General features: G+C 32.0%; 10 protein-coding genes. 3 read left to right on the top strand and 7 right to left on the bottom strand.

Features of this window, described 5'->3' with window-relative positions; translation table 11 throughout:
• Positions 1 to 1,167, bottom strand: a 1,167-nt coding sequence (locus tag Q0941_RS09075; protein WP_299293255.1) for a hypothetical protein, incomplete at its 3' end; no start/stop codon positions are given.
• Between the two features lie 297 nt (positions 1,168 to 1,464).
• Between Q0941_RS09075 and Q0941_RS09070 the strand changes: the two genes are divergently transcribed.
• Positions 1,465 to 2,433 carry a response regulator gene (locus Q0941_RS09070; RefSeq protein WP_299293252.1) on the top strand — a complete coding sequence of 323 codons (969 nt, stop codon included), beginning with the start codon at positions 1,465 to 1,467 and terminating at the stop codon, positions 2,431 to 2,433.
• Here Q0941_RS09070 and Q0941_RS09065 read toward each other — a convergent pair.
• Together Q0941_RS09065 and Q0941_RS09060 are read right to left on the bottom strand one after the other, a co-directional pair.
• Complete coding sequence (locus Q0941_RS09065) at positions 2,420 to 5,110, bottom strand: polysaccharide deacetylase family protein (protein ID WP_299293249.1); 2,691 nt, start codon at positions 5,108 to 5,110, stop codon at positions 2,420 to 2,422. The genes Q0941_RS09070 and Q0941_RS09065 overlap by 14 nt on opposite strands.
• Complete coding sequence (locus tag Q0941_RS09060; protein WP_299293246.1) at positions 5,097 to 6,974, bottom strand: glycosyltransferase; 1,878 nt, start codon at positions 6,972 to 6,974, stop codon at positions 5,097 to 5,099. Before Q0941_RS09060 ends, Q0941_RS09065 begins: the two co-directional genes overlap by 14 nt.
• 146 nt (positions 6,975 to 7,120) lie before the next feature.
• Between Q0941_RS09060 and Q0941_RS09055 the strand changes: the two genes are divergently transcribed.
• The gene (locus tag Q0941_RS09055; RefSeq protein WP_299293243.1) at positions 7,121 to 8,173 is read left to right on the top strand and encodes a type II glyceraldehyde-3-phosphate dehydrogenase; all 1,053 of its coding nucleotides are present in this window, start codon (positions 7,121 to 7,123) and stop codon (positions 8,171 to 8,173) included.
• On the opposite strand, the gene Q0941_RS09050 is transcribed toward Q0941_RS09055, so the two are convergent.
• Together Q0941_RS09050 and Q0941_RS09045 are read right to left on the bottom strand one after the other, a co-directional pair.
• The gene (locus Q0941_RS09050; protein WP_299293240.1) at positions 8,170 to 9,423 is read right to left on the bottom strand and encodes a hemolysin family protein; all 1,254 of its coding nucleotides are present in this window, start codon (positions 9,421 to 9,423) and stop codon (positions 8,170 to 8,172) included. The genes Q0941_RS09055 and Q0941_RS09050 overlap by 4 nt on opposite strands.
• Positions 9,424 to 9,567: 144 nt before the next feature.
• Entirely contained in the window at positions 9,568 to 10,905 is a 1,338-nt protein-coding gene (locus tag Q0941_RS09045; protein WP_299293237.1) for a threonine synthase, read from the bottom strand.
• Positions 10,906 to 10,992: 87 nt separating this feature from the next.
• On the opposite strand from Q0941_RS09045, the gene Q0941_RS09040 reads away from it, so the two are divergent.
• Complete coding sequence (locus Q0941_RS09040) at positions 10,993 to 11,367, top strand: hypothetical protein (RefSeq protein WP_299293234.1); 375 nt, start codon at positions 10,993 to 10,995, stop codon at positions 11,365 to 11,367.
• Positions 11,368 to 11,654: 287 nt separating this feature from the next.
• Here the strand turns inward: Q0941_RS09040 and Q0941_RS09035 are convergent, their stop codons facing one another.
• Positions 11,655 to 11,972: a hypothetical protein gene (locus tag Q0941_RS09035; RefSeq protein WP_299293231.1), complete on the bottom strand. Its 318-nt coding sequence runs from the start codon at positions 11,970 to 11,972 to the stop codon at positions 11,655 to 11,657.
• Between the two features lie 60 nt (positions 11,973 to 12,032).
• Complete coding sequence (locus Q0941_RS09030; protein WP_299293258.1) at positions 12,033 to 12,485, bottom strand: hypothetical protein; 453 nt, start codon at positions 12,483 to 12,485, stop codon at positions 12,033 to 12,035.
• Between the last annotated feature and the right edge of the window lie 104 nt (positions 12,486 to 12,589).

Genomic DNA, 12,589 nt, shown 5'->3' with positions numbered 1-12,589 from the left:
TTCTTTCTTCTTCTGCTCTTTCTTCTCTTGTTGTTCTTTCTTCTTCTGCTCTTTCTTAGTTAGAACTTCTTTCTTCTCATCTTTTTCTTCAACAATTGGTTTTTTCTTATCTTCTTGACGTTTTTCTTCTCTTTGCTCTTCTCGTTTTTCTTCTACTTGTTGTTTCTTCTCTTCTATGGTTTTAGATGCTTTTTCAATAGATTTGCTAATTTCTGCAGTCAAAATTGGCTTAATTACTTGAAGTTTGTTTTCAATTTCATTTAATTTAGTTTTTTGAATCTCTTTGATTTTGTTTACAATTTTATCATCTGTTAATTTTTCTGCAATGTCACTGCCAGTGTTTGCTTCTTCATCTACATTGAATTTGAGCAATTTGTTCTCTTGCTGATTGTTTTCATTTTTTAATGCAGATAATTCAACTTGTTCTTGTTTTTCTTTAATTTCTAAAACTGTTTTGATGTTTTGTTTTACCTCGATTAGATTTTCAACAATTTCTTTATCTGCACTTACTTGAGTGATTGTTCTATCTATTGCAGGAATAGCCAAATCCCATTTTTCAGATTTTACAATTTCATTTAGTGCTAATTGGTAATGTTCATTTTCTATTTTTCCTCCGTTTGATTCATCTGCTAATTTCATTCCGATCTTATTGATGATTTTTTGGAATTCTTTTTTGGCTTTAGTCTCTTTAATTGTTTTTTTGATTAATTTTTGGGTCTCTTTTTCTTTGTCTTGTTCACTCTCTATTTTTTCAAAACTAATTTTTTCTTTGAAAATAGAATTAGTTATTTTTCTTTCTTGTGATGTTAATCCATTTTCTTTTTGGTAAGATTTTACATCTTTTTCATATTTTGTAATTAGTTGGTTAAAATTTTCACTGACAGAATTGTATTTTTCATTGACATTGTCGTTGTTTTCATTATTTTTCTCATTAATTTCTAATAATACTTTTTTGATTTGTTTTATTTCAAAACCTATACTGCCCATTGAAATGTCTTCAAAACTTCCGTTAGTTTGTGCCAGTTCTTGTAATTTTTGTTCCAATGTAACCATTTTTTGCAACATCTCGTCATCCTCAAGTGCAAATGCATCATTTGACATCATTCCTGGTACTGCCAAAATGGCCCCGATTATTCCGACAATTGCAATGTTGTACTGTTTTCTCATTTTACAATACTATTACGGCATTGTTTTCCATAATGAGGATGGAACCCCCATGGGTTACGACTCATTCCAAATCGGATTTTTTTGGAATAATTATGAGTAAATCTGGATCAAAAAAACATTGCAAATTTTCTCCAAAATGGAATCTAATTTTTTAAGAAAAATACCAGATAGGAATCTAGCATTAACATGGAATTTCTCTAAAATTTGTATAATTCTAACTTGAAAAAAGAAATTGAGTAATTTTTTCCATGATTATTTAATAAACAATATTATTCAATCAAAATTGCTGATATTTCAATGAGAGTGAAGCATCCTATTGTTATCGTAGAGGATAGTCCAGCTATTGGTATGGTGTTAAAGAACTATTTGGAAAAGCTTGGCTATGACCAAATTCATACATGTGACACTGGCTCTAGTGCAATGACCACCTTTTCCGATCTAGTTTCACAAAAACTACACCCAATCGTTCTTCTTGATTACATGCTGCCTGATATGGATGCACGTTCATTACTTACACAAATTTTAGAAATTCAACCTGATGCTAAAGTAATTTTAGAAACTGCAACTGAAAAAAGTGATGAAGGTATCAAAGAATTAATTCGAATTGGAGCTTATCATTATATCGAAAAACCAATTCGATTTGAAAATCTTAAATCCGTAATTGGAACTATTGAACAAGAAGATGCTTTATTTGAACATGAGATGGAAATTACCTCAAAATCTTCTGGAGAACAATCTTCTGAAAATTTGGATTCTGCAGGAGTAGAAGAACAAGTAGATTATTTATTAAAAATTGCAAATCAGGCAACTGAAAGTAAATTTGTTGATTATGTAGGGCATGATGAAGAAAAAGTAAAGCAGTATCTGAAAAAACTTGAATCTCTTGGAAAAGTCATTTCAATTGGAGAAGAAAAAGAAATTTCTTGTAATACTTGTAATTCCTCGAAAACATCTCAGAGATTTTTTTGCCCATCCTGTAAAAGTACCAATTTCAAATTAGGAAAATTAATTGAATGTTATGATTGTGGTAATATATCAGATGAAAATACTTATTCGAATAATAAGTGTCCACAATGTTCGAAGGAACTCAAAGCTTTAGGCGTTGATTATAGGATCATGAATAATCATTATATCTGCAATGATTGTAAAGATTTCTTTCCAGAAATTTCTTCTGAATATCTTTGTCTAAAATGTGAAAACATATTCTCATTAGAAGAAGCAAAATGGAAAACTAGTAAGATCTACAAATTAGTTAATACAAAATAATCCCTGTTTTTACTAAATATTCTATTCCCTGAACAAATGTAGCATCATCAATTGAGCCATCTGCCCACCAACCTGCATTATTTTTTATCCATGAAGGCACAGTTGAGGCTGATTCTTCAGAAGATCTTTTTTCAGACACTTTGATGATATTTTCATTAACCAAATATTCTATTCCCTGAACAAATGTAGCATCATCAATTGAGCCATCTGCCCACCAACCTGCATTATTTTTTATCCATGAAGGAACATTTGCAGATGAATCAATGTTGATGTTGTCAATTGTAACAATATTGTATCCTTTTTCTTTAATTTTTAAAATTAATGAATTCAAATTATCTAATTCTTTTTGATTTGAAATATTCACATACATTCCATCTTCAACCGTGGCAAATTCCTGTAAACTCATAGTTATTACCCCAAAACCAAAATTATCTACTGATAATTCTAATTCATCTAAAATTTTATCAGAATTTTGACTCTCAAATAGCAATGTTTCAATATTGTAGGTACCAGTAGATGTAATTTGTGGGAATCTGAATAGATCTGAGTTGCTTAATGGGAATGGAGGTGAATCTCCATTAGTTAAACTTGCACTAAGATGAGTGATTCCATTTTCTTTAAGAGCTAAAACTGTATCCTCATCGAATTTATTTCCAGGTGGAATGAAGGTTTTAGGTTCTACACCTACATCATTTTTAATTTTTGAAATTGATTCAGCAATAATCTCTGACTGTTTTTGTTTTGTCAGACCTGATATTGAATTTAGATCAACTCCTCTACTTGCAATTTCTAAATTATTGGTGTTATCTCTAACATATGATGTAATTTTTTCATCATTGCCAAATGCATTTGCAATAATACCTATAGTTAATGGAGTGTTACTTTCTTTGAATTTTTTCATAATATTAATTTGAACATCATTTAACCAATAATCTTGAACATCATCAAGTCTAAATGCTACACAATCGCATGTTTCTATGATTGTATCCTCTACAATTGTTTCTCGGTTAATTTGGTTCATTGATGCCAAATTTACATCTAATTTCTTGATATCATCCAAAAGTATTCCAAGGTTTTTTATTGATTCTTGATTTGGAACATCATATTCACCTTGTTCATTTAATGAAAATTCTTGTGGGTGCATCATAACTATGGCATACCCGTTTTTTGAAACACTGTTTTGGATTTTAGAAATAATTTCACTATTTTCTACCATTTGCCATTCTGTGTCATTGTTGACTAGTTTTGCTGTTTCAGTAATTGCTGGAATGATGTAAAATGATTCAGGGTCTAAAGTTAATGTATTTATCTCGTCACTATGAGAACTCAAAACAGTAAATCCATTATTTTTTAGAATTTCTACAGTTGAATCATCGTAAATGTTTTGAGGTGGAATGAAAGTTGTAGGTGTTACTCCAAATTCTTCGATAATTCTTGTATTAGTATCTTGAATGTATTTTTCTACAGTTATTTCATCTAATGTCGTCACAACGTCATTATTCCAACTATGATTTGCTATCTCAATATTGGCTTCTTCCACATTTTTCTCAATTACTGAAGAAATTCTTTGATCTTCTCCAATTAAACTTCCTATGACCCCAATCGTTAATGGAACTTGTTTTTCTGCAAATAATTCAATAATTTGCACTTGTGTATCAGCTAACCAATAATCTTGAACATCATCGAATCGAAATACAACACAATTACAATCAGTAAATTCTGATTTGGTTTCAACAGGGTCTACTTCAGGATTTTGTATCTCTGGTTCAGTTTCAATAATTTCTGTTCTGAACAAGTTAAAGTTAGTGATATCCCCTAAAATCTCAAGATTTACAACATTCCAGTGTTTACTTTCGTTTGGATCATTTGATGTTACTGTTGCAGTATACAGTCCAGGTTTGATGTTTGAAAAATGTGCTTCTCCTCTAAAATTTACATCTGATGTTAAGCTTTCATCAGAGTTTACATTTGTAATGGTAATCTCATAATTTCCGTCACTAGTTGTGATTTTGTTTACTGCATTTTTGTATAATGAAATAGTGAATAATTTCTCAATGATTTTTGGAATATTTGTGGTGATTTTATGGTCTAACTGTTGACCAGGTTGTAATCTGATTTGAGATTCTGAAAGTAGAAAAATATCACTAATGTATACGTCTGCAACATAATATTCATCTAATTTAGTTGTGGATTGAATCCAAAACCTTTGTGTTTCACCGCTATCATTTGTGAGTGTTCGTCTTAATTCTGTATTCTCATTAGATTTTATGACTACAGTTGCATCATCAATTGGTGTTAATCCATCATCATAATACACTTTAATTTTTAATCCTGCACTTAATGGTATGCTAATGTTTAATTTTTCTGATTGCTCGTTAAATTCAATATAATCTACTGAAGCATAGATGTCATTTACATAAACCTCTACTTTGTAATTATGGTTTATTGGTACTTCTACTATGCTTGGATTTGCATTTGCATCTGTTGTCAGAAATGGTACTTGTTCAAAATCTTGATAGATAACAAATTTCATTGAACTATGATCCACAATATCTCCATTTGTAGAATGAACTTCTAATTCTAACTGTCCTATTTCTTCCGCAAAAACAAAGCTATTTGAAATCGCTATAAGAAAAATTGCAGAAAATGCAGTTATGATTAAGCTATTTTTTGTCACTTTGTACTCCTGTTCTTTTTGCACTTGTCCAAGTGGCTTCTTTATTTGTCAACTGAGCTATTATTGCTTTTAGTAGTAAATAATCTACTATTTGTTTAAAACCGAAAACCAAGAATCCTGCGTACACAACTAGTTTTTGATCTTCACCATCTATCCTAATCGCTAACGCTGTCATTAGATAATGAACCACTAAAAAGATGGCAGTGACTTCTAAAATGAACCACCCATCACCTAAAGCCACTCCTAAAATTGCATTTATTGTAGATGCAAATCCGATAATTGGTGTAACCACCATTCCTAGAAACAAGTAAGGTAATGATAATCTCTGTAGGTATCCAAATCTAGGATTAACTAGTGCATCTGAATGTCTTTTGAGAACTTGAATATTTCCACGATACCACCTTTTTCTTTGAGCCATAAAGTCCTTCAAAGTATCTGGTGCTTCAGTATATGCAGTTGCTTTGGTACTACCTTGAGTGATTAGCCCTGCTTTGAGTAATTTTATTGTCTGATCAAAGTCTTCAACAATAGTTTCCTTTCCATATGCTCCAGCTTCTGTCAAAAATGATTTTTTGAATGCTCCTAGTGCCCCAGGTACAATTGTAATTGAGCCAAATATATCAAAAGCTCTTCTTACAATTTGAATTCCTGTTATGTATTCTAGTGCTTGGCATTTTGTTATGATGTTTTTTCTATTTCTTACCTTGATGTTTCCTGCAACAGCAGCCACATGCTCATTTACTTCGAATCCTTTAACAATTTCTTTTAATGATTGTCTTCCAATAATAGTGTCTGCATCTACAATTACTATGATGTCACCTTTTGCATATACGATTCCATAATTGATTGCTGTAGCCTTTCCACCATTTGGTTTACTCAACACTCTAATTTTGTCTTTGTATTGTGATGCAATTGCCAAAGTTTTGTCTTTACTCCCATCATCGACAAAAATAATTTCCTTCTTGGGATATTTTGTTTCAATAAGTGCTTCAATTGTATGCGAAATTACTTTTTCTTCATTGTATGCTGGAATGATTACTGTAACTGTTGGATAAGTTTTGACTTCGTCTTGTGCATCTTCTCTAATTTTACTTAGTACTGATAATGGAACAAACAACATTGTAGACCAAAATGACACTGTCATTCCCCAAATAAGCAATATCCTAACTGGTGATTCAAATATTGTGTATCCTTCATACGCAATTAGACCTCCTATCAAAAATGGAGAACCTAATAGAAATAGTAGGAAAGCAGATGGTGTTTTCTTTGCGTGTTTATGTTTATCAAATGGGTCTTTCTTAATTGCAATTACTTGATAAAGAGATAGTCCCCCACCAAGCCCCATTGCAATCATGCTAATTGGACCTAAAATTATTGCTGATGCAGAAATTAGGAAAACAAAAATTGTTATTGTTAAAATAATTTGAACTGGATCTATTCCGGGTTTATTCTTTTTTGAGACATAGGTTTCTAGTTTTGGTTTTTCTATTTTTGGTAAGCATTCTTTATGATACCACTTTTTTTTATAACGTGCAGATTTTTGGTCTAATTTTATTTCTTTTTCACATCCAAAACAATTGATCATATTTGGATTTAGAAAAATTGTTTTGTCTTTTCTATCCATTTGAAAATTTTGTGGTTCGTATATAATTTCTGGAATTTTGATTTCTAAAATTTTTTCAAGATAAATTCTATCTGAATTTGTAATTTCTTTTTCATGTCTAATTTTTTCTAGAAGATACTGATTTCTACCTGGGTCTCCTTTTGCTTGTAAGATAACTTTTGTTAGTTTTGATTCCAGTACCTCTTTTTCCAATTTAGTGATTTTTGATACCGGTTCAGTGATTATATGTAAATTAGTCATCAAAACTTTCCTTCCTGTCTATTTTTTTGACTATTTGTCACAACTGAATTTGGCTGATCTGGTGTTTATGGGATAATTTGTTTAATTCAAACAGACTTGGACTAGTTTTGATTAATCTAAATAAATGGGTCAAAATATGTCAAATTATGAAGAAAATTTTTGTTAATGGGTATGGTTCTATTGGCAGCAGAATTACTTCATTTCTAAAAGATGACCCTGAAATTTCAGTTGTTGGTGTGGGAAAATATTCCCCAGATGAAAAAGTATCCATTGCCAATTCGAGAGGACTAGATGTTTACGTTCCAGAACGAAAACAAGATGATTTTTCAGATTTCAAAATTGCAGGTACTATTGAATCTGTTTTAGATGAATGTGATTTGGTAATTGATGCTGCCCCAGGTGGACATGGGTATAAAAATAAAATCCATCTCTATGAACCAAAAAATATTCCAGCAATTTATCAAGGTGGCGAATCCATAATGGGTTCAGAAGCAGTATCTGACTTGTTGTTTAATTCTAGAGCAAATTATGACCTTGCAATTGGTAAAAATCATGTCATGCAAGGTAGTTGTAATGTTACAGGGATGGGTAGAATTTTAGAACCACTTCGTGACAAATTTGGAGATAATCTAATACGTTTTGACGTAACTCTTGTTAGAAGATGGGCCGATATTGAACAAACAGAAAAAAAATTATCTGATACTATTGAAATGACACAATCTCCTCATCATGGAGATGATGTAAAAACTTACTTTGGAAAAGATGCACCTCTTTTTGTTCGAGCAATTAAAGTTCCAACAAGACAAATGCACTTACACATAATGGATATTCGATTCAAGGATGCTGCACCAAAACCTTCAGAGATTCATGAAATTTTTACCAATGAGTTTGGAGTTGCAACTTTGTGGACTGCTAAAGGTACCAAGGATGTGAGAGACTATGCACAAAATATGGGATTTAATTTTACTGACACAAATATGATTCACATTCATGCAAATATGACTACATCCATTGGCGACACTGTTCAAATGATGTATTCTGATGATCAAACTGGAATCGTTATTCCTGAGAATCATATGCTATTACAAGCAATGCTCTTTGAAAAATCATATCAGGAAGCATTTGAGCATACTGAGTCAATTTTTCATATGAGAGAAAAGAAACAGAAACTTCAAGAATATTTTGGAAAGAAAGATTAGATTCTAATTTTTTCTATTCTGATTTTTTTAGGAATATTTTTAGAAACTTTCTCAACAACTATTCTTAATTCATCAACTTCTACTTTGTCTCCTTCTTGCGGGATATCTTGTAATCTTTCATGAAGTAATCCACTAAGAGTTGCATAATCGTCTCCCTCTGGAATCTCTGTATCAAACACTTCGTTGATGATATCTATCTCGATATCACCATTTGTGACAATTGTGTCTTGATCAATTCTTTCATATTCTGTAGGTCTTGTTTTGTCTGTCTCATCTTCAATTTCCCCTACAATTTCTTCAAGCAGATCCTCTAAAGTTACTAATCCTTCAACACCTCCATGTTCGTCAACAACTATGGCCATGTGTGTTTTGCGACCTTTCATTTCTTTTAGGAGTCCACTGACCATTTTTTCTTGAGATGCAAACACTGGTTTTCTTGCAATTTGTTCAAGACTGGCCATTTTGTTGTCTTTTTCTAATTCTTTGAGAACATCTCTAACATGAATAAATCCTACAACATCATCACTTGTATCCCCATAGATGGGAATTCTTGAATGCCCACTTTGGTTAATTTGTGGTAATGCTTCAAAAAGAAGCATTTTTGAATTGAGTGAAAACATCTTTGTTCTAGGTGTCATTACTGAACGAATTACTGTATCATCAAATTTCAGAGCACCATGTACTAATTCCATCTCTTCTTTCTCAATGGCTTTTTCTTCCAATCCCTGATCAATTACACCCTTGATTTCTTCTTCCGTAATTGGTGGAGGTGTATAACTACTACCTGTAAGTTTTACAACCCCTTTTGTTACAATCTCAAAGAATTTTACAACTGGATAAAATGCATAACTAAATCCTAACAAAACTGGTGCATATCTAAGAGCAATTTTTGTGGAATTTGCATTACAATATGTTTTAGGAGTAATTTCACCAAAAATTAAAATCAAAAATGTCATTACACCAACAGCAATTCCTAGTCCCTCATCTCCAAATAGTCTAATTGCTACACTTGTTGCAAGTGCGGATGCTCCAACATTAACTAAATTATTGCCTAGGTTTACACTAGACATCATCCAGCTAGGATTGTTCTTTAATTTGTGAAGTGCTTTAGAGCCCTTTTTTCCTTCATTGAATAATTGAACTACTTTGGATTTTCTTACTCCTACAAGAGCTACTTCTAATCCACTAAAAAATCCCGATAAACCTATGAGTACAGCTAAAGCTGAAATCTCCATCCATAATTCTACCAAAATATTCCTCCGAAAAATTTCTTAGAACAACAAGTGCTATCCATTTAGTTTTTTTGCACCATCTCTAGGTATCTGGTAAAATTTTACAGAACCATGATTTAAGGATTAAGATGTTCAAAAATAAATCGAGCCTAAATTTTGAGGCTAATTTTTTGGAGGTTTTGCAAATTTGTTTGCAGGATTACTGTGATAATCCACAGGAATCATTGCATCTTTTTGACGTCCAGTTAAAATTCCAACAACAATGTCATCTTTTTTAATAATTTCTTCAGAAATTAACTTCTTTATTCCTACTACTGATGCACCTGATGCCATTTCACAATCAAATCCATTTAATCCTACCACTGACATTCCATCTAGCATTTCTGAATCAGAAACAGTTGTAGCAACACCATTTGTAAATTCAAGAGCCCTTAATCCTTTCAAAATATTTGCTGGACGACCAATTTGAATTGCTGTAGCTTTAGTTTTAGGTCTCAAACCTTCTTTATCCAAATAATCATAATATCTAGAAATTAATTCCGTATTTGGATTTCCTTTATTCCATCTTAATTCTTCGTCTTCAAATTTACCATTATACAAATCTGATAATGTACTAGCTCCTTCAGAATTAATAACTGCAATTCTGGGAATTTTTTTGATCCAACCCCATTCATACAACTCCATCAGTGCTTTTCCGCAACTAGATGTATTTCCTAATGCTCCGCCTGGATAAACTATCCAATCAGGAACTTCCCAATTCAAATATTCTAATGCTCTAAATGGAATTGTTTTTTGTCCTTCGATTCTGAAGGGGTTTACTGAATTAACCGTATATCCGTCATGATTATGTGCATCATCTAATGATTGTTTTAATGCATCATCAAAATTTCCATCTACTTCCACAATTTGAGCTCCAAATTGATATGCTTGACTTAGTTTTCCTGGAGCTATTTGACCTGCTGGAATATACACATCACAGTTAATCCCTTCATTTGCTGCAAACATTCCTGCAGAAGCTGATGTATTGCCTGTTGATGCACAGACAATTTTTTTAGCATTAACCATTTTTGCATGTGTAACTGCAGTTGCCATTCCGTTATCTTTGAATGAACCACTTGGATTGTATCCTTCAGGCTGTAACCACATGTTATTACTTTCTAATCCTGCAAATTCTGCTGCCTTTGTCATTTGATACGGCTTTGATTGTCTTCCTTCTGCTCCATCTAAAGATACAAGATATTTAGAACACTCTTCAATATTTTCAGTATCTATCTGACAAAAATTTAGTAATTCTCTAAATCTCCAAACTCCACTTTCATTGAATATGTTGCCTTGAGAATTTCTTCTTTGATAAAAAATTTCTTTTAATTTTTCAGAAGGTCTGCATTTGTATTTTACATCTAGAAGGTGACCCTTTTCACATTGAACATTTGTACTATCTATATCGTAGTCACAACCACAATTTGGATCAATACACTTGAGATATGCGTCTCCCTTCATTGCCATTACCAATATTTGGTGATAATTTAAAGCGTTAGTCCATAATAATTTGCTAAACTTTAGATTAGATTAAACCTGAAACAAATTGTGGTAACCTATAGCGAGTATCTGAAAAATATTTTACTTCAAATTCAGGAATCTCATGTAAATCTTAATGAAATTAAAGACAAGCCAGGAGATCTTGACTTAATCAATAAAGAAATGCTAAAAATTAATGGTATGATCAAGGTAATCTTGACTAAAATTGAACCAGAAAAGATTCCTAATTCTGATTTTCCCTCTCTAAAATCTAAACTAAGAAATTACATAGACAATTATTTCTTTGAAAAAGAAATTGAAACCATGGCCCCTTTGTATTCTGATGATGTTAGTAGAGTGAAAAATATGCGTCTAAAGATTATTGAGGCATTAAATGATAAGAAAATGATGGGTGCCATTGAGGATTTGATTGAAAAATTATGAGTGAAAAGAAATGTATTTTGTGTGGATGCAAAGATCATAAATTATTTGGTTGTAACAGGCATCTGGCAAAACAGTGTAGTTGCTATATGGATGATAAGTAAGGTCTATTTTCTTCTAGGACCAGATCTTTCATGGAAATTAATGCAACATTTGCATTCTTTTTCAAGACATTCAGCTTCATGATGATGTCCGCAAATTCCACATTCACAACCTGACATAATATTGAATATGTGACTTTTGAATATAACGTAAGCTCTAATTTTTTATGATTTTGAGGTCAAATGGGATTATTTTTTTGATTTTGATTTTTTAGCTGGTTTTTCTTTTTCTTGTAATTCTTTTTCAATTTCTTCTGCTTTACTATCTACTGCCTTTATGATTTCTTGAATTAATCCATCCAAATCACTATCGTCTGCTTCTGGCTCTACCGTACTTGCAATTTCATTTATTGTACTTGAAATTTCTGCACTTACGTCTTCAAAACTTTCTGGATCTTCATATGCTGCATTATAGAGATTTTTTAAATTGTTAACATGACCTATGACTTGTTCTGTAAGGACAATTCTATAGTCAGTTCCGTTAACGTCAAACTCTTTTGAACTCATACTTGGTTTTCAAATTCTTTTGTTTATAATGTTTTTCAGCAGAATATTACTACTGATTACTTAGAAGACGATGTAATCTAAGGCAGAAGCATCACTAATCAATCTGGTGTGCTTTGAACCTACAACATATCCATTTTTGATGTCAGTTGCGGGTATCCATCTGTTTGTTGATGTATAGTGTCTTTTTTCTTGTAGTTCTCTTTCGATAGATTCTATATCGAATTCTCCTTCTTCAACTTCTTGTGTTGCTAGATGTTTTATGGTTACCAAAATTTTTGTTACTTTTACACGATCTCCGAATTTCCATTTTACTGGTGGGATTTCATCGGATACCTCTAGTACCTTAATTTTCATTTGTTTATTTCCAAATGCATCATGACTGATGAGAATTCTTTCATCAGTGAATTCTTCAAAACTTATTCGTGAATTTACTTCTGCATCTGATACTGTTTCTAGCAATGCTGCTGAACTAAACTCTGATGATTCTGGTCTTTGCTCTGCTGCAATTTCAATACTCTCTACAACTGGCTCTGGAGTTGGTTCTACAACTGGCTCTGGAGTTGGTTCTACAACTGGCTCTGGAGTTGGTTCTACAACTGGCTCTGGAGTTGGTTCTA

The sequence above is a fragment of the Candidatus Nitrosopumilus sp. genome (assembly GCF_028278985.1).
GTDB lineage: Archaea > Thermoproteota > Nitrososphaeria > Nitrososphaerales > Nitrosopumilaceae > Nitrosopumilus.
Note: the sequence above shows the minus strand (reverse complement) of the source record. Positions and strands in the feature narration are given on the sequence as shown.

Coding starts and splice junctions, on each gene's coding strand:
- Q0941_RS09055 (WP_299293243.1), top strand. CDS start 7,121: ATGAAGAAAATTTTTGTTAATGGGTATGGTTCTATTGGCAGCAGAATT.
- Q0941_RS09060 (WP_299293246.1), bottom strand. CDS start 6,974: ATGACTAATTTACATATAATCACTGAACCGGTATCAAAAATCACTAAA.
- Q0941_RS09045 (WP_299293237.1), bottom strand. CDS start 10,905: ATGAAGGGAGACGCATATCTCAAGTGTATTGATCCAAATTGTGGTTGT.
- Q0941_RS09070 (WP_299293252.1), top strand. CDS start 1,465: ATGAGAGTGAAGCATCCTATTGTTATCGTAGAGGATAGTCCAGCTATT.
- Q0941_RS09035 (WP_299293231.1), bottom strand. CDS start 11,972: ATGAGTTCAAAAGAGTTTGACGTTAACGGAACTGACTATAGAATTGTC.